The 21,605-nt window shown below is 71.1% G+C and carries 22 protein-coding genes and 1 pseudogene; 13 read left to right on the forward strand and 10 right to left on the reverse strand.

Annotated elements, in window-relative coordinates; translation table 11 throughout:
• Positions 1–7 precede the first annotated feature (7 nt).
• From miaB to QC283_RS29470, 3 genes and pseudogenes are all read right to left on the reverse strand, one after another.
• Complete coding sequence (gene miaB / locus QC283_RS29460) at positions 8–1,525, reverse strand: tRNA (N6-isopentenyl adenosine(37)-C2)-methylthiotransferase MiaB (RefSeq protein WP_279564756.1); 1,518 nt, start codon at positions 1,523–1,525, stop codon at positions 8–10.
• Positions 1,526–1,602: 77 nt separating this feature from the next.
• Entirely contained in the window at positions 1,603–2,262 is a 660-nt protein-coding gene (locus QC283_RS29465; protein WP_279564757.1) for a response regulator transcription factor, read from the reverse strand.
• A gap of 170 nt (positions 2,263–2,432) precedes the next feature.
• Positions 2,433–3,500: pseudogene (locus tag QC283_RS29470) on the reverse strand (HAMP domain-containing sensor histidine kinase); the annotation flags it as partial.
• A 102-nt stretch (positions 3,501–3,602) separates the two neighbouring features.
• Between QC283_RS29470 and QC283_RS29475 the strand changes: the two are divergent.
• Together QC283_RS29475 and QC283_RS29480 are read left to right on the forward strand one after the other, a co-directional pair.
• The gene (locus QC283_RS29475; protein ID WP_279564759.1) at positions 3,603–4,088 is read left to right on the forward strand and encodes a cation:proton antiporter regulatory subunit; all 486 of its coding nucleotides are present in this window, start codon (positions 3,603–3,605) and stop codon (positions 4,086–4,088) included.
• A 4-nt stretch (positions 4,089–4,092) separates the two neighbouring features.
• Entirely contained in the window at positions 4,093–5,352 is a 1,260-nt protein-coding gene (locus QC283_RS29480; protein ID WP_279564760.1) for a cation:proton antiporter, read from the forward strand.
• Positions 5,353–5,495: 143 nt separating this feature from the next.
• Here the strand turns inward: QC283_RS29480 and QC283_RS29485 are convergent, their stop codons facing one another.
• Positions 5,496–5,924, reverse strand: a complete 429-nt coding sequence (locus QC283_RS29485; protein WP_279564761.1) for a MazG nucleotide pyrophosphohydrolase domain-containing protein — start codon at positions 5,922–5,924, stop codon at positions 5,496–5,498.
• Between the two features lie 108 nt (positions 5,925–6,032).
• Between QC283_RS29485 and QC283_RS29490 the strand changes: the two genes are divergently transcribed.
• Positions 6,033–7,028 (forward strand): TAXI family TRAP transporter solute-binding subunit, encoded by a 996-nt coding sequence (locus tag QC283_RS29490; protein ID WP_279564762.1) that lies wholly within the window; start codon positions 6,033–6,035, stop codon positions 7,026–7,028.
• 54 nt (positions 7,029–7,082) lie between these two features.
• Here the strand turns inward: QC283_RS29490 and QC283_RS29495 are convergent, their stop codons facing one another.
• On the reverse strand, positions 7,083–8,534 hold the full coding sequence (locus tag QC283_RS29495; RefSeq protein ID WP_279564763.1) for a HAMP domain-containing sensor histidine kinase: 1,452 nt from the start codon (positions 8,532–8,534) through the stop codon (positions 7,083–7,085).
• A 9-nt stretch (positions 8,535–8,543) separates the two neighbouring features.
• Positions 8,544–9,230 carry a response regulator transcription factor gene (locus tag QC283_RS29500; RefSeq protein WP_279564764.1) on the reverse strand — a complete coding sequence of 229 codons (687 nt, stop codon included), beginning with the start codon at positions 9,228–9,230 and terminating at the stop codon, positions 8,544–8,546.
• A gap of 288 nt (positions 9,231–9,518) precedes the next feature.
• Between QC283_RS29500 and QC283_RS29505 the strand changes: the two genes are divergently transcribed.
• The 8 genes from QC283_RS29505 (at position 9,519) to QC283_RS29535 (ending at position 15,986) form a co-directional block, all read left to right on the forward strand.
• Complete coding sequence (locus tag QC283_RS29505) at positions 9,519–10,295, forward strand: amino acid ABC transporter ATP-binding protein (protein ID WP_279564765.1); 777 nt, start codon at positions 9,519–9,521, stop codon at positions 10,293–10,295.
• Positions 10,296–10,434: 139 nt separating this feature from the next.
• Positions 10,435–11,274: a glutamate ABC transporter substrate-binding protein gene (locus tag QC283_RS29510; protein ID WP_279564766.1), complete on the forward strand. Its 840-nt coding sequence runs from the start codon at positions 10,435–10,437 to the stop codon at positions 11,272–11,274.
• 84 nt (positions 11,275–11,358) lie between these two features.
• Positions 11,359–12,024 carry an amino acid ABC transporter permease gene (locus tag QC283_RS29515; RefSeq protein WP_279564767.1) on the forward strand — a complete coding sequence of 222 codons (666 nt, stop codon included), beginning with the start codon at positions 11,359–11,361 and terminating at the stop codon, positions 12,022–12,024.
• Positions 12,021–12,899 carry an amino acid ABC transporter permease gene (locus QC283_RS29520; protein WP_279564768.1) on the forward strand — a complete coding sequence of 293 codons (879 nt, stop codon included), beginning with the start codon at positions 12,021–12,023 and terminating at the stop codon, positions 12,897–12,899. Before QC283_RS29515 ends, QC283_RS29520 begins: the two co-directional genes overlap by 4 nt.
• Before the next feature lie 176 nt (positions 12,900–13,075).
• Positions 13,076–14,722 carry an FAD-dependent monooxygenase gene (locus QC283_RS29525; RefSeq protein ID WP_279564769.1) on the forward strand — a complete coding sequence of 549 codons (1,647 nt, stop codon included), beginning with the start codon at positions 13,076–13,078 and terminating at the stop codon, positions 14,720–14,722.
• A gap of 210 nt (positions 14,723–14,932) precedes the next feature.
• The gene (locus QC283_RS39675; RefSeq protein ID WP_309506048.1) at positions 14,933–14,980 is read left to right on the forward strand and encodes a hypothetical protein; all 48 of its coding nucleotides are present in this window, start codon (positions 14,933–14,935) and stop codon (positions 14,978–14,980) included.
• A gap of 77 nt (positions 14,981–15,057) precedes the next feature.
• The gene (locus tag QC283_RS29530; protein WP_279564770.1) at positions 15,058–15,597 is read left to right on the forward strand and encodes a cysteine dioxygenase; all 540 of its coding nucleotides are present in this window, start codon (positions 15,058–15,060) and stop codon (positions 15,595–15,597) included.
• On the forward strand, positions 15,594–15,986 hold the full coding sequence (locus QC283_RS29535) for a rhodanese-like domain-containing protein (RefSeq protein ID WP_279564771.1): 393 nt from the start codon (positions 15,594–15,596) through the stop codon (positions 15,984–15,986). Before QC283_RS29530 ends, QC283_RS29535 begins: the two co-directional genes overlap by 4 nt.
• A 149-nt stretch (positions 15,987–16,135) precedes the next feature.
• Here the strand turns inward: QC283_RS29535 and recX are convergent, their stop codons facing one another.
• On the reverse strand, positions 16,136–17,029 hold the full coding sequence (gene recX / locus QC283_RS29540; protein WP_279564772.1) for a recombination regulator RecX: 894 nt from the start codon (positions 17,027–17,029) through the stop codon (positions 16,136–16,138).
• 3 nt (positions 17,030–17,032) lie between these two features.
• Complete coding sequence (gene recA, locus QC283_RS29545) at positions 17,033–18,160, reverse strand: recombinase RecA (protein WP_279564773.1); 1,128 nt, start codon at positions 18,158–18,160, stop codon at positions 17,033–17,035.
• Between the two features lie 278 nt (positions 18,161–18,438).
• Here recA and QC283_RS29550 point away from each other — a divergent pair, with 278 nt between their 5' ends.
• Complete coding sequence (locus QC283_RS29550; protein ID WP_279564774.1) at positions 18,439–18,639, forward strand: type II toxin-antitoxin system VapB family antitoxin; 201 nt, start codon at positions 18,439–18,441, stop codon at positions 18,637–18,639.
• 107 nt (positions 18,640–18,746) lie between these two features.
• Here QC283_RS29550 and QC283_RS29555 read toward each other — a convergent pair whose 3' ends face one another.
• Both QC283_RS29555 and QC283_RS29560 read right to left on the reverse strand, forming a co-directional pair.
• Positions 18,747–20,018 carry an AI-2E family transporter gene (locus QC283_RS29555; RefSeq protein WP_279564775.1) on the reverse strand — a complete coding sequence of 424 codons (1,272 nt, stop codon included), beginning with the start codon at positions 20,016–20,018 and terminating at the stop codon, positions 18,747–18,749.
• 158 nt (positions 20,019–20,176) lie between these two features.
• Complete coding sequence (locus tag QC283_RS29560) at positions 20,177–20,371, reverse strand: DUF3046 domain-containing protein (protein WP_210962767.1); 195 nt, start codon at positions 20,369–20,371, stop codon at positions 20,177–20,179.
• A gap of 81 nt (positions 20,372–20,452) precedes the next feature.
• Between QC283_RS29560 and QC283_RS29565 the strand changes: the two genes are divergently transcribed.
• Positions 20,453–21,406, forward strand: a complete 954-nt coding sequence (locus QC283_RS29565) for a hypothetical protein (RefSeq protein ID WP_279564776.1) — start codon at positions 20,453–20,455, stop codon at positions 21,404–21,406.
• The last annotated feature ends 199 nt before the right edge of the window (positions 21,407–21,605 follow it).

Genomic DNA, 21,605 nt, shown 5'->3' on the forward strand with positions numbered 1-21,605 from the left:
CCCGCGGTCAGTCGCAGCCGCAGCCACCCGCCACGGCAGGCTGGGGCTCCGGAGCACCGACCTTCGGCAGGCCCAGCATCACGCCCACGGGCTTGGCCTGCTCGGCCGCGTTGCGCTTCTCCCAGGCATCACCCGCGCGCGTGCGGCGCACACCCAGCACCTCGCCCTCGGCGAGGAGGTGGTGCGGAGCGGCGTAGGTGATCTCGACCGTCACCACGTCCCCCGGGCGGACGTCCTGGCCGGGCTTGGTGAAGTGCACCAGGCGGTTGTCGGGGGCGCGACCGGAGAGGCGGTGGGTGGCGCCGTCCTTGCGGCCCTCGCCCTCGGCGACCATGAGCTCCAGGGTGCGGCCGACCTGCTTCTTGTTCTCCTCCCAGGAGATCTCCTCCTGGAGGGCGACGAGACGCTCGTAGCGCTCCTGGACGACCGCCTTGGGGATCTGGCCGTCCATCTCCGCGGCCGGGGTGCCGGGCCGCTTGGAGTACTGGAAGGTGAAGGCCTGGGCGAAGCGGGCCTCGCGCACCACGTGCAGGGTCTGCTCGAAGTCCTCCTCGGTCTCGCCGGGGAAGCCCACGATGATGTCGGTGGTGATGGCCGCGTGCGGGATGGCGGCGCGCACCTTCTCGATGATGCCCAGGTAGCGGTCCTGGCGGTAGGACCGGCGCATCGCCTTCAGCACCGGGTCGGAGCCGGACTGGAGCGGCATGTGCAGCTGCGGCATCGCGTTCGGCGTCTCGGCCATGGCGGCGATGACGTCGTCGGTGAAGTCGCGCGGGTGCGGGGAGGTGAAGCGGACGCGCTCCAGACCGTCGATCGTGCCGCAGGCGCGCAGCAGCTTGCTGAAGGCCTCACGGTCGCCGATGTCGGAGCCGTAGGCGTTGACGTTCTGCCCGAGGAGGGTGATCTCACAGACGCCCTCGGCGACCAGGGCCTCGACCTCGGCGAGGATGTCGCCGGGGCGGCGGTCCTTCTCCTTGCCGCGCAGGGCCGGGACGATGCAGAAGGTACAGGTGTTGTTGCAGCCGACGGAGATGGAGACCCAAGCCGCGTAGGCGCTCTCGCGCCGGGTGGGCAGCGTGGACGGGAACGCCTCCAGGGACTCGGCGATCTCGACCTGCGCCTCCTCCTGCACGCGGGCGCGCTCCAGCAGGACGGGCAGCTTTCCGATGTTGTGCGTGCCGAAGACGACGTCCACCCAGGGCGCCCGCTTCACGATGGTGTCGCGGTCCTTCTGCGCCAGGCAGCCGCCGACCGCGATCTGCATGCCGGGCCGGCTCACCTTCCTCGGGGCGAGGCGGCCGAGGTTGCCGTACAGCTTGTTGTCGGCGTTCTCCCGTACGGCGCAGGTGTTGAAGACGACGACGTCCGCGTCGCCGTCGGCCCCCTCGGGGGCGCGGACGTAGCCCGCGTCCTCCAGCAGTCCGGACAATCGCTCGGAGTCGTGGACGTTCATCTGGCACCCGTAGGTGCGTACTTCATAGGTGCGTGTGCCGCCCACTGACTGACTCCGGTCGATGCTGCTCATGGCAATAAGGGTAGGCGGTCGGCGGCGATGGCCCTGGCCACCTGTGGACAACCAGGGTCGCGGCTGGTCAGGGCAGGTCAGGGCTCGATGAGACCCGCGCGGATCGCGTACCGGGTGAGCTCCAGGCGGTCGCGGACGCCCAGCTTCTGGAGGAGGTTGGCGCGGTGGCGTTCGACGGTCTTGGCGCTGATGAACAGCAGCTCGCCGATCTCCTTGGAGGTGTGCCCCTCGGCGACGAGCTTGAGGATCTCCTCCTCGCGTTCCGTGATGGGCCGCTCGGGCAGGCCACCGCCGCTGTGCAGGCGGTCCAGGTAGGAGCGGACCAGGGCCCGCTCGGCGCCCGGGTAGATGAACGGCTCGTCGCGTACGGCCGCCCGGCACGCCTCGACCAGGTCGCGGTCGGCGACGGACTTGAGGACGTAGCCACAGGCCCCGGCCTTCAGCGCCTCGAAGAAGTACTGCTCGTTGTCGTACATGGTCAGGATGAGGATGCGCAGTTCGGGCAGGCGGCGGGAGAGCTCACGGGCCGCCTGGAGGCCGGTCATGCGGGGCATGGCGACGTCCAGCACGGCCAGGTCGGCCTGGGTGGCCCGCGCCGCCGCGACGGCCTCGGCGCCGTCCCCGGCCTCCGCGACGACCGTCAGGTCCGGCTCGCCGTCCAGGATGAGGCGTACACCGCGGCGTACGAGGGTGTGGTCGTCGGCGAGCAGGACGCGGATCGGGGGCCGGGCGGACATCAGGGGCGGTCTCCGGTTCGGTCTGAGGACCGGTCCCCAACCGCGTCCTCGGTTCGGTCTACGGACTGGCTTCCGGCCGCGTCCTCGGCCCGGGCCACGGACCGGAGTCCGGCCCCGTCCTCGGCCCGGGTCACGGACGAGCTCCCTGGCGCGCCCCCCGGCGCGTCCCCCGGCGCGTCCTCGGCTCGGTTCGCGGAGCGGTCCCCTGGTGGGGTCGGGACGTGCAGGCGTACGTCGGTGCCCCGTCCGGGGGCGGGTTCGAAGTGGATCTCGGCTCCTATCAGCAGGGCCCGTTCGCGCATGCCGTGGATGCCGGCGCCCTCGGAGGCCTCGCCGAGGCCGGTGCCGTTGTCGCGTACGAGCAGTTCGACGCCGCCGGGCGACGGACGGAGGCTGAGCTCCGCGCGGTCGGCGGCGGCGTGGCGGGCGGTGTTGGTCAGGCCCTCCTGGGCGACCCGGTAGATCACGAGTTCCGCGTCCGGGGCGAGCGGGGGCAGATCGCCGGGGACTTGGTGGTGGACGGTCAGCCCGTGGTGGGTGAACTCGGCGGCGAGCGAGCGCAGGGCGCTGGCGAGGCCCAGCTCCTCCAGGACACCGGGGCGCAGGCGGCGGGCGATGCGGCGGACCTCGTCGAGGCCCGCCCGGGTGGCCTCCTGCGACAGGGCCACCTCCTCGCGCAGTCCCGCCGGCACCCGGTCGGCGACCCGCTTGAGCTGGAGGAGGACGGCGGTGAGGGTCTGCCCCACCTCGTCGTGCAGCTCGCGCGCGATGCGGTGGCGTTCGTCCTCCTGGGCCTGCAGCGCGCGGCCGGCACCCGCGGCGCGTTCGGCCTGGAGCCGGTCCAGCATCGTGTTGTACGTCGCGATCAGCTGTGCCGCCTCGGCCGGTCCGGCGACCTCCGGCCGGGCCCCGGGCACCAGCAGGTCGGCGGTGGCCATGGCGCGGCCGAGCCGGTGCAGCGGGGTGAGTCCCAGGCGCAGGACGACCGCGTTGCCGATCAGCAGCGTCGCGAGGCCGGCCAGCAGTATCAGGGCCTCACCGACCAGGACGGGCGTCGACACGGTGACCGGTCCCAGCAGCAGTGCGGTGGCGACGACCAGGCCCGCGGCGTTGAGCAGGAAGATCCGCCAGAACAGCGACACGGTCCTCTTCCCGCTCCTCCCGGCCTTCGCGCACGACACCGCCTCGACCAGCTTCGCCGCCCGCGACCGGCTGCGTATATCCGTCACGACACCCATATCGCCACCGTACGTGCGGATGACAGCATGGCGAGGCCGCGAGCACGTCACGCACGTACGCGCAGCGCAGCAAGAGACGCAGGACGAATGAGGGGAAAACTCGTGTCAGCTCCACGCCTGAGGGCGACGCCGCTGCCGGGTATCGGGGTCCAGTACGACCTGGTGACCCGCGAACACCGCCACCTCTCGGTGGTGGCACACCGCGACGGAACCCGAACGGTGAACGTGTACCGGGCCGACGACCCCGATTCCTGCGCCCACTCACTGAGGCTGGCCGGCCCGGAGGCCGGCGCGCTGATCGACGCCCTGAAGCCGTCCCACCACAGCGCGAACCTGCTCTACACCACGGATCTGGGGCTGGTCGCCGAGCGGATCGAGGTGGCCGCGACGTCCCGCTGGAACGGGCGGCTGCTCGGCGAGACGTGCATGCGCACCGAGACCGGCGCGTCGATCGTCGCGGTGCTGCGGCGGGCCGAGGCGATTCCGTCGCCCGCGCCGGACTTCCGTCTGGTGGGTGGTGACACTCTGATCGTCATCGGCACCCGCGAGGGCGTCGACGCGGCCGCGACGATACTCGGGCAGGAGTGAGCCGGTGCACTCCGCGGTCCTTCTGATCGAGTTCGGTTCCATCATTCTGGGGCTCGGGCTGCTCGGCCGGTTCGCCGGCCGGTACCGCCTCTCCCCCATCCCGCTGTACCTGCTGGCCGGTCTGGCGTTCGGCGAGGGCGGGCTGCTGCCACTGGGCGCGAGCGAGGAGTTCGTCGCCACCGGCGCCGAGATCGGCGTCATCCTGCTGCTGCTGATGCTGGGTCTCGAATACACGGCCGGTGACCTGGTCACCAACCTCAAGTCCCACTATCCGGCCGGCCTCGTCGACTGCGCGTTCAACGCGGTGCCGGGCGCGGTGGCCGCGCTGCTGCTGGGCTGGGGCCCGGTGGCCGCCGTCGTACTGGCCGGGGTGACGTGGATCTCGTCGTCCGGGGTCATCGCGAAGGTGCTCGGCGACCTCGGCCGCGTCGGCAACCGGGAGACCCCGGTGATCCTGAGCGTGCTGGTCCTGGAGGACCTGGCGATGGCGGTGTACCTGCCGATCGTCACGGCTCTGGTCGCCGGTGCCGGGCTGATGACCGGCAGCATCACGCTGGCGGTCGCGCTGGCCGCGGCGGGTCTGGTGCTGTTCGTGGCCGTGCGTTATGGCCGTCTGATATCGCGGTTCGTCTCCAGCGACGACCCGGAGAAGCTGCTGCTGGTGGTGCTGGGCCTGACGATCCTGGTCGCGGGCGTCGCGCAGCAGCTCCAGGTGTCGGCCGCGGTGGGCGCCTTCCTGGTGGGCATCGCGCTGTCGGGGGAGGTCGCGGAGGGTGCGCACACGCTGCTGAGCCCGCTGCGGGACCTGTTCGCGGCGGTCTTCTTCGTCTTCTTCGGGTTGCACACCGATCCGGCCAGCATTCCGCCGGTCCTGCTGCCCGCGCTCGCGCTGGCACTGCTCACCGCCGTGACGAAGATCGCCACCGGGTACTGGGCGGCGCGGCGCGCGGGGATCTCCGTCAAGGGCCGCTGGCGCACGGGCGGCGCGCTGGTGGCCCGCGGGGAGTTCTCGATCGTCATCGCGGGCCTCGCGGTCTCGGCCGGTATCGAACCGTCCCTGGGCCCGCTGGCCACGGCCTACGTCCTCATCCTGGTCGTCCTCGGTCCCCTCACCGCCCGCTTCACCGAGCCGCTGGCGAGCCGTCTCTTCCGCCGCCGCGACAACCCCGACCGCCCGGCCGGCCTCCCCGGCGGGACCGACGGGAAGGCCGGGACCGACGGGACGCCGCGGACGACGGGGGCGGAGGCTTCGGTGGGCGACTGACCCCGCGCACCGGCCCCGGCATGCGGTACGGGCCGTACGATCCCCGGCACGGCCCCGGCACTCAGGTGCCGGGGCCGTCGTCCTGCCGTGTCGGCCCGCGCCGGACCGCCGCGCCTTCGACCAGCACCGCCCGCCCACCCGCGTCAGGCGCCCGACGCGTCCAGGGCTTCCGGCGTCCGCGGCGTCCACCCCTGCCGACGCAGGACACCCGGCACGTCCGGTGCCTCGTAGTGGTCGCCCTTGAGTACCTTTCCGTCGGCTCTGCGGCTGACCTGGCCGTCGGGCCCCAGCTTGGTCATGTTGGAGCGGTGGACCTCGGCGATCACCGCGTCGAGGTCGATGCCGTGGACGAGGGCCGTGCCGTACGCGACGTAGACCACGTCGGCCAGTTCGTGCGCGAGCCGGTCGAGCGGGCCCGTCACCGACACCTCGGCGACCTCCGCGGCCTCTTCCGCGAGCAGCTCGCCTCTGTGTGCGGCCAGGTCGGGCGAGACCTCCGTCGGAGCATTGCGGGCATCCAGCCCGAAGGCGAGGTGGAAGGCGCGGACCAGGTCGGCGGGCGAGGAACTCATGCCGCCGACTGTAGCGAGCGCCACTGACAGCCGGATCCGGACGCCGGAGCGGCCACCATGTGAGCTCGGCCCTGGTCAGCGGGGTTGCGGACTGGCAGGATCGCGCCCATGTCCACGCTGTTCTCCCGTATCGGCAGGCGCCGGGCCGTCCAGGGCACGGTCGCCGGTGCCGTCGCTCTCGGGCTGCTGCTGTGGTGGCTGCTGCCGCTGGGCGAGGAACCGCCGGGCGGGACGATCACCTTCAGCACCGGCACCCGCGCGGGGGTCTACCAGAAGTACGGCGAGCTGCTGCGCACCGAGCTGCGCAAGGACATGCCCGGCCTGAAGGTGCGGCTGACGACCAGCGCGGGCTCGCAGGAGAACGTTGAGCGGGTGGCGTCCGGGGAGGCCGACTTCACCATCGCCGCGGCCGACGCGGTGGAGACGTACAAGATCGCGGACCGTCCCGGTGCCGAGGGGCTGCGTGGTGTGGCCCGCCTCTACGACGACTACGTGCAGCTCGTGGTGCCGAGTGACTCGGACATCCAGACCGTGGCCGACCTGCGCGGCAAGCGGGTGGCCATCGGGCCGCCGAACTCGGGCGTACGGCTGATCGCCACCCGGCTGCTGAAGGCCGTGGGCATCGACCCGGAGAGGGACATCACGCCCCATGCGGACGGCATCGACACCGGCCCCGGGCGGCTGGGCGAGGAGCTCGACGCGTACTTCTGGTCGGGCGGGGTGCCGACGGACGGGCTCAAGCAGATCGCGCAGACCACCGCCTTCCGGTTCGTGCCGATCGGCGAGGACCTCGTCACCAAGCTGCACGAATCCGGCGGCGCGACCCGCTACTACCGCACCACCAACATGCCGGAGTCGGCCTACCCCACCGTGCAGAACGGCTCCGTGGTGCCCACGATGGCGGTGTCCAACCTGCTGATGACGCGCGCGGACATGGATCCGCGGCTCACCGAGTGGCTGACCAGGACGGTGCTCGACAGCCGCGACGGCATCGGTGCGACCGTCCACTCCGCGCAACTGGTGGACCTGCGTACCGCGATCTACACCGACCCGCTCCAGCTGCACGAGGGTGCCCGGCGCTACTACCGGTCGGTCAAGCCGTAGCCCATGGTGCCGCGGCGCCGCCCGGGACCACCGGTCGGTGAGGCCCCGTGACCGCTACGGCTCCTTCCGCGCGCCCGTCCCCGGCCCGGAGCCGGCCCCGGACGTCGGCCCGGATCTCGGCACCGTGACCGTCACCTCGAGGCCGTGCGGCTCGTGGTGGCCGAAGGAGATCGAGCCGTCGCACGCCGCGAGCAGCGCCCGGCAGATGGACAGGCCCAGGCCGGAGCCCTTGATGTTCTGGTGCCGGCCACTGCGCCAGAAACGGTCACCCACGCGCGCGAGTTCCTCGTCGGTCAGCCCGGGGCCGTTGTCGGTGACGACGATGGTGGCCGCGTTGCCGGTGGACAGGACCGTGACCCGGACGGTCTCGTCGGCCGGCGTGAACTTCACGGCGTTGTCGATGACCGCGTCCAGGGCGCTGGACAGCGTCACCGGGTCGGCCCAGCCCGTGGTCGGCGGGCAGTCCCCGACCAGCCGTACGCCCTTGGCCCCGGCCGTCGGTGACCAGGCCGCCAGCCGCTCGGCGGTCAGCGCGCCGATGTCGGTGACCTGCGGGTCGGCCCGGCTGTGCTCGGCCAGCGCCAGGTCGAGCAGGTCGTCCAGGACCCGGGCCAGGCGCTTGCCCTCGGTCTGGACGGAGGCGATCTCCTCGTTGCCCTCGGGCAGTTCGAGGGCGAGCAGTTCGATGCGCAGCAGCAGTGCCGCGAGGGGGTTGCGCAGTTGGTGCGAGGCGTCGGCGACGAAGGCGCGCTGCTGTTCCAGCACGTCCTCCACGTGGTCCGCCATCTCGTTGAACGACCGGGCCAGGCGTCGGAGCTCCGGCGGCCCCCCGGCCGGCGCGACCCGGGACTTGAGCCGCCCGGTGGCGATGTCGTGGGTCGTGGCGTCCAGGACCCGCACCGGCCTGAGCACCCAGCCGGTCAGCCGGAGCGCGGCCCCGACGGCGAGCAGCATCGCGGCGATCTCTCCGGCGCCGATGACCAGCCAGCCGCGCAGGGTGCGCGACCGCATGGAGTCGGTGGGCGAGTCGGTGACCACGACCGCGACCACGTCCCCGTCCCGGATGACCGGCGAGGCGACCACGAGCCGGCCGTCCTCCCAGGGCCACACCTGCTCCGGGTCGTGACTGCGGCGGCTGAGCAGCGCTTCGTCGAAGGAGTCGCGCACCTCGCCCGTCTGGGGCAGGAACCAGGTCGTGGGCGCGTTGGCCATGGGGATGTGGTTGCGGTAGAAGACGCCCGCCTTGATGCCGTAGACCTCGTAGTAGCTGGTGAGTTCGGTCTGCAGGGTCTCCAGGCGTTCGTCCGTGGTCGTCCGGCGCGATCCGCCCGGCGCGTCCTCGGTGACGAACTGGGCGAGCGCGGCGAAGCGTGCCGTGTCGTCTATGCGGTCGATGACGACCTTCTGCTGCTCCGCGCGGGCGCCGCTGATGCCGAGCGGGACACCGAGCGCGAGCAGTACGGCCGCCATCAGGACGATGAGCAGCGGGAGCAGGCGTGTGCTCACCCGGCCCCGCTACCCGGTGGGGGCGACGAGGCGGTAGCCGACGCCGCGGACGGTCTCGATGAGCGCCGGCATGCGCAGCTTGGCGCGCAGGGAGGCGACGTGCACCTCCAGCGTGCGCCCGGTCCCCTCCCAGCTGGTGCGCCACACCTCGCTGATGATCTGCTCCCGGCGGAAGACCACGCCGGGGCGCTGTGCGAGCAGGGCGAGGAGGTCGAACTCCTTGCGGGTGAGCTGGACGACCGAGCCGTCCACACTGACCTGGCGCGTGGACAGCTCGATGTGCACCGCTCCGAGGCGCACCACGGTCTCGGCGCTCCCCGGGGCGTCCTCGTGGACGGTGCGCCGGCTGACGGCGTGGATACGGGCGAGCAGTTCTCCGGTGTCGTACGGCTTGACCACGTAGTCGTCGGCGCCGAGGTTGAGGCCGTGGATGCGGGAGCGGACGTCGGCGCGGGCGGTGACCATGATGACCGGGGTGCTGGTGCGCTTGCGGATCTTGCCGCAGACCTCGTAGCCGTCCTGGTCGGGCAGGCCGAGGTCGAGCAGGACGACGCCGAAGCAGTCGCCCTCGGGGACGAGCGCCTGGAGCGCCTCCTCGCCGTTGCGCGCGTGGGTGACGTCGAAGCCGTGCCGCGCGAGGATCGCGGACAGAGCGGCGGCTACGTGGTTGTCGTCCTCGACGAGCAGCAGTCTCATCCGGGCCTCCTTCGGTTCATCGGCCGTACTCCTGGCATGCGTAGAAAGACGTGTGCACACGCGCGTGCGCCTTGTGCAGTGACGCCGATGGAGGGGGACGGCGTCAAGAGGCTTCCGGTTGCGGCCGCTCGAAGTTATCCGGCCGATATGCGCCCTGCTCACAAGTGCTACGACTCGTGTCCGATTGCTATCGGATCGTGATGCTCAGATTCCCCTCAGATGTAGAGACGCGGGTCGTCCGGCGTTACTACTGTCCTCCGAAACCGAGGAGGACGGAGCCCGAGAGCGATGACCGAAGTATCGGTGGCCAAGGAAGATGTGGCCGCGACCGGCGAACTGGTCGTCCTGAGGAGTGTCAACAAGCACTTCGGCGCGTTGCACGTGCTCCAGGACATCGACCTGACGATCACCCGCGGCGAGGTTGTCGTGGTCATCGGGCCCTCCGGGTCCGGTAAGTCCACCCTGTGCCGCACCATCAACCGCCTGGAGACCATCGACTCAGGATCGATCACGATCGACGGCAAGCCCCTGCCCGCGGAGGGCAAGGAGCTCGCGAGGCTGCGGGCCGACGTCGGCATGGTCTTCCAGTCCTTCAATCTCTTCGCGCACAAGACCGTGCTCGAGAACGTGACCCTGGGCCAGACCAAGGTCCGCAAGGTCGACGCCAAGAAGGCCGAGGAGAAGGCCCGCGCGCTGCTCGACCGCGTGGGTGTGAGCGCCCAGGCGGACAAGTACCCCGCGCAGCTCTCCGGCGGTCAGCAGCAGCGCGTCGCCATCGCGCGGGCGCTGGCCATGGACCCGAAGGTCATGCTCTTCGACGAGCCGACGTCGGCTCTCGACCCCGAGATGATCAACGAGGTCCTGGAGGTCATGAAGCAGCTCGCCGAGGACGGCATGACCATGATCGTGGTCACGCACGAGATGGGCTTCGCCCGGTCGGCGGCCAACCGCGTGGTGTTCATGGCGGACGGCCGCATCGTCGAAGAGGCCACGCCGGACCAGTTCTTCAGCAATCCGCGCAGTGACCGCGCCAAGGACTTCCTGTCGAAGATCCTGCACCACTGACGCTCCCGGCGCGGCTCCGGCGTACCGCGTCGCCCGCCCTGGCGGCCCACCCCCGTCGGCCGCATCCGATCACCTGATCCTCTCCGATCGTCCGATCACGGTTCGATCGCAGCTCGATCACAGCCAAAGGATGTTCACCATGAAGCTCCGCAAGGTCACCGCCGCCTCGGCCGCCGTGTTCGCCCTCGCCCTGACCGCCACCGCATGCGGTTCCGACGACGGAGACGACAGCGGCTCCTCCGGTGGCGGCGGCAAGAAGATCACCATCGGCATCAAGTTCGACCAGCCGGGCCTCGGCCAGAAGACCCCGGACGGCTACGAGGGCTTCGACGTGGACATCGCCACGTACGTCGCCAAGAAGCTCGGCTACACCGAGGACCAGATCGAGTGGAAGGAGTCGAAGAGCGCCGACCGCGAGACCATGCTGCAGCGCGGCGACGTCGACTTCATCGCCGCCACGTACTCGATCACCCCGGAGCGTTCGGAGAAGGTCGACTTCGCCGGCCCGTACCTGCTCGCGCACCAGGACGTGCTGATCCGCGCCGACGACGACAAGATCAAGTCGCCGGAGGACCTGAACGACGCGAAGCTCTGCTCGGTCACCGGCTCGACCTCGGCCCAGAACATCAAGGAGAAGCTGGCGCCCAAGGCGCAGCTGCAGCCTTACCCGACGTACTCGGCCTGCCTGCCCGGTCTGCAGAACGGTGCCATCGACGCGCTGACCACCGACGACTCGATCCTCGCCGGTTACGCCTCCCAGAAGCAGTTCGAGGGCAAGTTCAAGCTCGGCGGCTTCAAGCTGACGAACGAGAACTACGGCATCGGCGTCAAGAAGGGCAGCGACCTCAAGGACAAGATCAACAAGGCCCTTGAAGAGATGGTCGCCGACAAGTCCTGGGACAAGGCCGTCAAGGACAACTTCGGCCCGGCCAACTACAAGAACGAGCCGGCGCCGAAGATCGGCGACGTCAAGAGCTGAGGCCGGGCCTGACAGGGTGCGCCGTCCTCCGGAAGGGGCGGCGCACCGGGGCGGGCATCCCTACACGCGGAAGCGCGGGAGATCGTGTTCGACTTTCTTAAGGATTACGACCTGCTGGGAGCCTTCTGGACGACGGTGCAGCTTGCTGTGCTCTCGGCCGTCGGCTCCCTGATCTGGGGCACGGCACTGGCCGCCATGCGGGTCGGCCCGGTGCCGCTGATGCGCGGCTTCGGGACCGCGTACGTGAACACCGTGCGGAACATCCCGCTGACCGTCATCATCCTGTTCACGTCGCTGGGCCTGAACCAGACGCTGGGAGTGTCCCTCGGCGCGGACGACGTCGAGACGATCAACTTCCGGCTCGCCGTCCTCGGCCTGATTCTCTACACCTCGTCCTTCGTCTGCGAGGCGCTGCGCTCCGGCATCAACACGGTGCCGGTCGGGCAGGCGGAGGCGGCCCGGGCGATCGGGCTCAGCTTCGGCCAGGTGCTGCGGCACGTGGTGCTGCCGCAGGCGTTCCGTTCCTCCGTCGTCCCCCTGGCGAACGTGTTGATCGCGCTCATCAAGAACACCACGGTGGCAGCGGCCATCGGTGTCGCCGAGGCGGCGCTCCTGATGAAGGAGATGATCGAGAACGAGGCACAGCTGCTGCTGATCTCCTCGGTCATCGCCTTCGGTTTCGTGGTTCTGACGCTGCCGACCGGCCTGATTCTCAGCTGGGTGGGCAAGAAGGTGGCGGTGAAGCGATGAGTTCCGTTCTCTACGACGCCCAGGGCCCCCGCGCGAAGCGGCGCAACATCGTCCTCACGGTGGTCTTCGTGGTGGCGCTCGCGGCCCTGCTGTGGTGGGTGTTCGGCACCCTCAAGGACAAGGGCCAGCTCGAATGGGCCCTGTGGAAGCCGTTCTTCTCCGGCTCCGAGGCCTGGTCCACCTACATCTGGCCGGGCCTGCAGAACACCCTGAAGGCAGCCGCCCTCGCGGTGGTCATCGCGCTGCCGCTCGGCGCGATTCTCGGCATCGCCCGGCTGTCGGACCACGTGTGGGTACGGGTACCGGCCTCGATCGTGGTCGAGTTCTTCCGGTCCATCCCCGTGCTGGTCCTGATGATCTTCGGCCTCGCCCTGTTCGCCGAGTACACCAACGTCAGCTCGGACGACCGTCCGCTGTACGCGGTGGTCACAGGACTCGTGCTGTACAACGCCTCCGTGCTCGCGGAGATCGTCCGGGCGGGCATCCTGGCCCTGCCTAAGGGACAGTCCGAGGCGGCGATGGCGATCGGCCTTCGCAAGGGCCAGCTGATGCGGACCATCCTGCTGCCGCAGGCGGTCACCACGATGCTGCCGGCCATCGTCAGCCAGCTCGTCGTCATCCTGAAGGACACCGCACTCGGTGGTGCCGTCCTCACCTTCCCCGAACTGCTCGCGTCGGCCAACACGATGAGCGCCTACTACGGCGCCAACGTCATCGCCAGCTTCACCGTGGTCGCCGTGATCTTCATCGCGCTCAACTTCCTCCTCACGAGTTTCGCGAGCTGGCTGGAGCGCCGGCTCCGGCGGGCGAAGAAGTCGACCGGTGTGGTTCTCAAGGCGGACGACACCCCGGCGAACACGGGAGCAGCGGTCTGACACTCGGTCAACTCGTATGACCATCGACGGAGGCCGTGGCATGATCGCCACGGCCTCCGTCGCTTGACGCGGGCAGCGGCAGTAGGTTGCATACGTTCTGTGACCGTGCACCCTGCTCCAACGTCCTGTTCACCTGCGTCCCCCGGGACACCGACACGGGCAGGGGGCGCCGCACCGTGGACCCGGTGATCATCACGGGAGCGGGGCCCGTCGGGCTCACGCTCGCCCTGGCACTGGCGCGGCAGGAGGTGCCCTGCGTCGTCCTCGACGAAGGGCCGGGCAAGGACGAACCCCGCCCCGCGCGCACCGTCGTCCTGCGCGAGGACACCATCGCCCTCGTCGAGCGGCTGACCGGGACACCGCTGGCGGGGCTGGGTCTGCGTTGGGCCGGATGGCGGTCGATGCGGCGCAAGCAGGTGACAGCGAAGGCCGGGTTCGGCGACACCGACCCGGCGCCACTGCACATCGCCCAGCACGAGCTGACCGGTGTCCTGCGCACGGCGCTCGCCCGCGAGCCGCTCGTCAGGATCTCGGTCGACAGCCGCCTGGACGGCATCGAGCAGGAGGCCTCCGGCGTCACCGCCCGCACCCGCGGTCCCAGCGCCACCTGGTGGCGCGGCAGCTATCTGGTCGGCTGCGACGGCCCCCGCTCGACCGTCCGCAAGCTCCAGGACATCCGCTTCCCCGGCCGTACGGCGGTGGAACGGTACGCCGTCGCCGCACTGCGTACGGAACTCCCGTGGACCGACGAGGCACTGCTCCACCGGTTGCCGCCGTGGCGTACGTCCGGCCCGTCGGCCGGCGAGATCGTCGGCCGTCCCCTGCCGGACGGCGTGTGGCGCCTGGACTGGCTACTGCCCCCCGGCAAGGACCTGGTCACGCCCGAACTGCTGGTGAACCGGGTCCGCGAGACCCTCACCGGCTGGGCCGGCGGGTCGCCCCCCACGTACGAACTCCTCGACACCGGGGTCCACACGGTCCACCACCGGCTGGCCCGCCGCTGGCGGGTGGGCCGCGTACTTCTCGCCGGCGACGCCGCCCACCTGCTGGGCGCGCTGGGCACGCAGGGATTCGAGGAAGGACTGCTGGACGCGGACAACCTCGCCTGGAAGCTGGCCCTGGCCTGGCACCACGGGCCGCGCGACGCACTGCTCGACAGCTATCAGGAGGAACGGCGCACGGCGATCGCCGCACGACTGCGCGCCGCCGACCAGGTACTGCCGCTGGTGCGCGGCGGCGGCGGACTGCGTTCCTACGTCCCCGGCTCCACCCGCGGCAGCGACGCACTGCTCGCGGACGGCCATCTGGGGCGCGGAGCACTCGGTGCGCCGGGGGCGTACGCCGACTCGCCGCTCGCGCCCGGGCAGCTCGCCGGGGAGGTGCCCGTCGCCACTCCGCCCGGAACGCCCGTCACCGACGTGCGGGTCACAGCGGAGGACGGCACGTTCGTACAGCTGCGCGACCGGCTCGGGCGCGGGGCACTGCTGGTGCTGCTGATCGCGCCGGGTACGGGGGTGTGGGACCGCAAGCACTGGGTGACCGCCGGGATCATGCCCCGGCTGGCGGCGGCGGTGACAGCGCTGCCCCACCACGCCGAACTGCTGGTCGCCGAGGCCTATCCGGGTGCCGCGGCGCACACGGTGCTGCTGGTACGGCCGGACGGTCACCTGGTCACGGCGCTGAACGGGGTGCGCCCGGCCGACCTGTACGCGGCCGCGGAGGCGGCACTGGGCGGGCCGACGGCAGCGACCACGCAGGGCACGGAGACCGCAGAGGCCACGGAGAGGGAGGCGGGGGCGGGAGCCGCGGCCGGCTCCCGCTGACCGGCCGCCCGGGTGTTCGGGTGGCCGAGCGATCGGCGACCGTCCGGGGGGCCAGCGGCCGTCCGGGGGTCCGCCGTGGCTCGCGGTCGCGGGCCGCCGGCCGCGGTCGGCCGGTGTCCGTATGGTGACGGTGAGTTGACCGGCCCACACCGTCGTGGTCTACTCCGAATCGTGACCGACACCCGTGTACGCCTGTGGCGGAGGGTCCACATGGACCTCGTCCGCTACGCGGGCTGCGTGTGTCGCCCGTCCTGCTGAATTCGCATCCCTTTTCTGACGCGCGCCGCTCTCAAGCGCCGCCGCGCGCTCCCTCGCGAAACTCCAGGACGGTATCCGTGTCTGTCTCCTTCCCTGTTCCCGCCCGTTCCGCCGCGGCAACGGCCGCTCCCACTCAGGCCGGGCTCCTCGACTTCGTACGGCGTACGGCCGCCGACGCCGAACTGATCGCCTCTCTCCCGCTCGACCCGGAGGGCCGCACCTGGGTGCGGCTGGCCGGACCGGGCGGCAGCGAGGCCTGGCTGATCGGCTGGCCGCCCGCCACGGGCACCGGCTGGCACGACCACGCCGAGTCCACGGGTGCCTTCGTGACCGCCGCGGGCGAGCTCACGGAGTACTCGCTCGCCGCCCGGCTGCCCACCGACGGCTGGCGGACCCTGGAACTCACCGACGGCGTGGACCGGGAACACCGGCTGCCCGCCGGCAAGGGGCGTGCCTTCGGCCGGCACCACGTCCACGAAGTGCTCAACGAGTCGTCCGACCGGCACGCGGTCTCCGTACACGCCTACTACCCGCCCCTGCCGCAGATCCGCCGCTACAGCCGCAGCGGCCGGGTCCTGCGCCTGGAGCAGGTGGAGCGCCCGGAGGACTGGCAGTGAGCGAGCCGACCGGGATCGACGCGCTCCTGGAGCGGGTCCGCAGCGGTTACCTGCGGATCGCGCCGCGCGCGGCGTACGACGCCGCCGAGGCCGGCACAGCGCTGCTGGTGGACATCCGGTACGCCGCCCTGCGCGAGCGGGACGGTGTGATCCCCGGAGCGCTGCTGATCGAGCGCAACGAACTGGAGTGGCGCCTGGATCCGCAGGGCAGCCATCGTCTCCCGGAGGCCACGGGCCCTGACCTGCGCGTCGTCGTGGTGTGCGACGAGGGCTACGCCTCCAGCCTTGCGGCGGAGTCCCTGCACCGCCTGGGGCTCTACCGGGCCACCGACCTGATCGGCGGATTCCAGGCGTGGCGGGCGGAGGGACTGCCGGTGGCCGGTCCGTAGCCCGACCGCGTGCGAGGAGAGGCAAGGGCCGGAGAGACCGGGTCGTGAAGGGTCGGTCGGGCGGCGCCGGGCTCGGAGTCGGCGGCGGGGCAGTACGGCGGCGGAGCAGAACCCCGCCGTTGCCCCCCGGCCGGGTCCCCGGTGCCGGGTCAGAATCCCTCGTCGCCGAGGAACTCCGTGTCCTCCCCCTCCTCTTCCAGTGCTTGGCGGACCACCCGCAGGGCCATGCCCTCGGGGTAGCCCTTGCGGGCCAGCATGCCCGCGAGGCGGCGCAGCCTCTTGTCGCGGTCGAGGCCACGGGTGGCGCGCAGCTTGCGGGCGACCAGCTCGCGCGCGGTCTCCTCCTCCTGCTCGGAGTCCAGCTGTGAGACCGCCTCGTCGATGAGCGTGGCGTCGACGCCCTTGGTCCGCAGCTCCCTGGCGAGGGCGCGCCGGGCCAGCCCTCGGCCGTGGTGCCGGGACTCGACCCAGGCTTCCGCGAAGGCGCTGTCGTTGATCAGGCCGACCTCCTCGAACCTGGACAGCACCTCCTCGGCGGCCTCGTCGGGGATCTCCCGCTTGCGCAGGGCATCGGCGAGTTGCTTGCGGGTGCGCGGGGTCCCGGTGAGCAGGCGCAGGCAGATCGCCCGTGCCTGCTCGACCGGGTCCCGCGGAGGCTCCCCCTTCTCGGCCCTCGACGAGGAAGTGGCACCTCCGTCCTCGGTGGACGGCTCCGTACGTTCGCGCCGCCGGCGTCCGCGCCCGCCGCCGCCCGTTCCGCGGCCTCGTCCGCCCTCGGGGCGGACCCCGCCGCCCCCGTGGCCCACCCCGCCGTCACCGGGTGGCCCCGCGATGTACGGGTCCTCGGCGCCGTACGGCTCGAAGCCGTCCGCCGCCGTGCCGTCCGCGACGGCGGACAGGTCTGTCCCGTACGGGGTCGCCGCCACCCCGTACGCGCCGTCCTCCGTCCCGGCGGAGCCGCCGTCACCCGGTCTCCCCCGCTCGCGCTCCCGCGAGGCGTTGTCCGGGTAGATGTACTCGGCCCAGTCGGTTCGTCGTGTCACGGGTCAGCTCTTGGCTGCCGCGGCCTTGGACTTGGTGGCCTTGGCGGTCGCGGGGGCGGGCACTGCCGGTGCGGCGTCGGCCGGGGCGGCGGAGGCGGCGGCGTCCGCGCCCGGCTCGGTGGCCGGCTCCTCGGGACGTACACCGACGCCCAGCTTCTCCTTGATCTTCTTCTCGATCTCGTTGGCGAGGTCGGGGTTGTCCTTCAGGAAGTTGCGCGCGTTCTCCTTGCCCTGGCCGAGCTGGTCGCCCTCGTACGTGTACCAGGCGCCGGCCTTGCGGACGAAGCCGTGCTCCACGCCCATGTCGATCAGGCCACCCTCGCGGCTGATGCCCTGGCCGTAGAGGATGTCGAACTCGGCCTGCTTGAACGGCGGCGCGACCTTGTTCTTGACGACCTTGACGCGGGTGCGGTTGCCGACCGCGTCGGTGCCGTCCTTCAGCGTCTCGATGCGTCGGATGTCGAGTCGCACCGAGGCGTAGAACTTCAGGGCCCGGCCACCGGTCGTGGTCTCGGGAGAACCGAACATCACGCCGATCTTCTCGCGGAGCTGGTTGATGAAGATCGCGGTGGTCTTGGACTGGTTGAGCGCGCTGGTGATCTTCCGCAGGGCCTGGCTCATCAGGCGGGCCTGCAGACCGACATGGCTGTCGCCCATCTCGCCCTCGATCTCCGCGCGCGGCACGAGGGCCGCGACGGAGTCGATGACGATGAGGTCGAGGGCGCCGGAGCGGACCAGCATGTCCACGATCTCCAGGGCCTGCTCACCGTTGTCCGGCTGGGACAGGATCAGGTTGTCGATGTCGACGCCGAGCTTCTGCGCGTACTCGGGGTCGAGGGCGTGCTCCGCGTCCACGAACGCGACCTGACCGCCGGCCTTCTGCGCGTTCGCCACCGCGTGCAGGGTCAGGGTCGTCTTGCCCGAGGACTCGGGGCCGTAGACCTCGATGACACGGCCGCGCGGCAGGCCACCGACGCCGAGGGCCACGTCGAGCGCGGTCGACCCGGTCGGGATGACCTCGATGGGCTCCCTCGACCGGTCGCCCATGCGCATGACCGCGCCCTTGCCGAACTGCCGTTCAATCTGTGCGAGCGCGGCATCCAGGGCCTTCTCGCGGTCGGTTCCTGCCATGGGTTCCACCCGGTTTGCTTGATTCGATCGCTTCACGTCAAAGACGCTAATGCCTGCCACTGACAATCCACCCTGATGCGGGTCCGGCCTGTGGATAACTCGGGCGCTCATCCACCCAAACCCAGTCGAATCACCCGTCACGAGCCTCGCCAGAGCCTCCATAAGAATGGATGTTCGATTTTTGTGTCAAGCGCACCACGGGCACTTACGAGCGTACGTCTGCCGGGCCGACGGCCAGGTGGCTAGAGTGCGGATGCGACGTGGAGGAGGGGGACACCATGGCCCAGGTCAGCATCAGTCTCGACGCGGAACTGGTGGTGGAGGTGATGGTCCTGGCGGGCATCGGCACGCCCCAGGACGCCGTCGAGGCGGTGGTACGGGACTACATCGCCCGCGGCCACCGCACGGAGACCCGTACCGAGTTCAAGGACCGGCACCTGCGGGAGGTCGACGCCAAGCCGCAGGAACCGCAGGCCTGATCCCCCGAGTCCGCGGAACCGACCCGCCCCTCCGGCTCCGGGCTCCGTGCCGTCCGGCCGCTTCCCCGTACCGCCTCCGGGCCGGTCCGCTCACTGAACGCGGCCCGTCAGGAGGAGCCGCCGTCTGCGGCCCCCTCCGTCCCGGGGCCTTCGGGCTCCGGCCGCCGGGCCCACAGTTTCCGCAGGCGAGTGGGGCCCCCGGGCCCCGGCCGGCGGTTGCGGCGTCCCTGGACACGCGGATCGTCCGTGACGTCGTAACGCTTGACGTACGCCCCGAGGAACGCCTGCAGCGTGGCGATCGCCGGGATGGCGATCAGGGCGCCGACGGCACCGAGCAGGGCGGCGCCCGCGACGACCGAGCCGAAGGCGACCGCCGGGTGGATGTCCACGGTCTTGGACGTCAGCTTGGGCTGCAGTACGTAGTTCTCGAACTGCTGGTAGATCACCACGAAGATCAGTACCCACATCGCGTACCACGGGTTCACCGTGAAGGCGATCAGCATGGGCAGAGCGCCCGCGAGATACGTGCCGATGGTGGGGATGAACTGCGACACCAGGCCCACCCACACGGCGAGCGCGGGGGCGTAGGGCACCTCCAGGACCTCCAGCAGGATGTAGTGCGCGATGCCGGAGACCAGCGCCATCAGACCGCGCGAGTACAGGTAGCCGCCTGTCTTGTCCACGGCGATCTCCCACGCGCGCAGCACCTCGGCCTGCCGGGCGGGCGGCAGGACGGAGCAGAGCGCGCGCCGCAGCCGGGGGCCGTCGGCGGCGAAGTAGAAGGAGAAGAGCAGGATCGTCAGCATCTGGAAGAGGCCGCCGAGGACCTGGGCCGACACGTCCAGGACGCCCGTGGCGCTGTTCTGCACGTAGTTGCGCAGCCAGTCGGAACGGAGCAGGCCCTCCTGGATGTCGACCCGTCTCAGCTCGGTGTGGAAGTGGCCGTTGACCCAGTTGATGACCGAGTCGAGGTACTCCGGGAAGTCCTCGACCATCTTGACGATCTGGCCCGCGAGCATGGAACCGAGCAGCGTGACGAACCCCGCGGCGGCGACCAGCACGGCGAGGAAGACGAGGAAGGTGGCCAGCCCGCGACGCATGCCGCGCCCGGCCATCCAGCTCACCGCGGGTTCGATGGCGAGCGCCAGGAAGAACGCGATGAGGATGTTGATCAGCAGGCCGGTGAGTTCGTGGAAGGCCCAGCTGCCCAACTGGAAGACGGCGATGAGCGAGAGGGCCAGCACCATGGCGCGCGGCAGCCAGCGCGGCATGCGTGCGCCCGGCCCGGCGGTGCCGCCGGCCGGGGGGCCGGTGGGCGGCGTAGTACCGGTCGGGGATGCGTGCCGGGTCGCCTGCCCGGTCTCGTCAGTGGGTGCCACGGACCAAGTCTCACCCACGACACCGGCGGCGGAGTCCCGTCCGGTGATCTTCGTGACGCGTCAGCGCTGATCCTGTAGCACGTTCATGACCGGTCAGCGCTGATCCTGTAGCACGTTCATGACCGGTCAGCACCGGTCCTGCGGCCGTTCGTCACCGATCAGCGCTGTTCCTGCGGCACGTTCATGACGGTGCAGACCACCCGCCACACGTCCTTGGCGTCCCAGCCGGCGTCCAGCGCCTCGTGCACCGTACGTCCGCCCAGCTCCGCCATCACGTGATCGCGCGCGAAGGTGTCGGCGTAGCCCGGACCGAAATGATCCGTCATCCGCTCCCAGAAGACCGTCAACCGCATGACTCCAGTATCCCGCCCCTGAGAGTGGGCCCTGCGCCGGGACCGGGTGCGGGGGCCGCCTTCCGCCCTACGGTCTGACCCATGGCCGAAACCGGAGCTTCCCCACTCCCCCCGACGCCCCCGACTCCTCCGGCGCACTCACCGCTCGCGCGCGCGGAGCACTTCCTCTGGGTCACCGCGCGCGTACTGGAGCAGCGCCTCTTCGCGTACCACTTCCGCGGCGGTGACGCCGGTCCGGTGGAGACCGCGCTGGACGCCTACCGCAACGAGGACGGCGGATACGGTCACGCGCTCGAGCCCGATCTGCGCGGCCCGGTCAGCCAGCCGCTGCACACCGCGCACGCCCTGCGTGTCCTGGACGCCGTCGAGGGCTGCGGCGGACAGCGCGTGGAGCGGATGTGCCGCTATCTGACCTCGGTGTCCACTCCGGACGGTGCCCTGCCCGCGGTCCATCCCAGCCTGCGCGGGTATCCGGCCGCCCCGTTCGTGCGGGTCGTCGACGATCCGCCCGGCGAGCTGCTCGTCACCGGTCCGGTGGTCGGGCTGCTGCATCGCAACGAGGTCTGGCACGCCTGGCTGTTCCGGGCCACGGACTTCTGCTGGCAGGCGGCCGAGTCGCTGGGGACCTCGCACCCGTACGAGGTCGAGGCCGCCGTGGCCTTCCTGGACGCCGCCCCCGACCGTCCGCGCGCGGAGGCGGCGGCCGACCGGCTGGGCCGCCTGGTGCGCGAGCAGCGCCTCGCGGTGCTGGACCCGGACGACCTCGACGCGTACCCGGTCTCCCCGGGCCACGCCCGGAGCGAGCACCGCTTCCCGCACGACTACGCGAGGAACCCGCACTCCCTCGCGCGCGCGTGGTTCACGGACGGCGAGATGACCCGCTCACTCGACTTCCTCGCGGCGGAGCAGGAGCAGGACGGCGGCTGGCCCGTTCGCCGGCCCCACTGGGCCCCCTCCCCCACGCTGGAGGCCCGTTCCAAGGCGACGCTGGAGGCGCTGCGCACGCTGCGCGCGTACGGCCGCTCCCTCGGCTGACCCGGCTCACCCGGCTCACCCGGCTCACGCGGCACTCGGCGGTCCGGCCATCCGTTCCTCCCGCCGTTACGCCCCCGTTATCTTTTTCGCGGTCCTGCAAGAGGGCCGCTGGCCTCCGGGCCCGGCATGACTGTTGCCCCCTGTCGATGGGATGACCTGGGGGGTGGTGTCACCGGGTCCGAGGGGTGCCGTCGGAGAC

The sequence above is a fragment of the Streptomyces sp. DH41 genome (assembly GCF_029813785.1).
GTDB lineage: Bacteria > Actinomycetota > Actinomycetes > Streptomycetales > Streptomycetaceae > Streptomyces.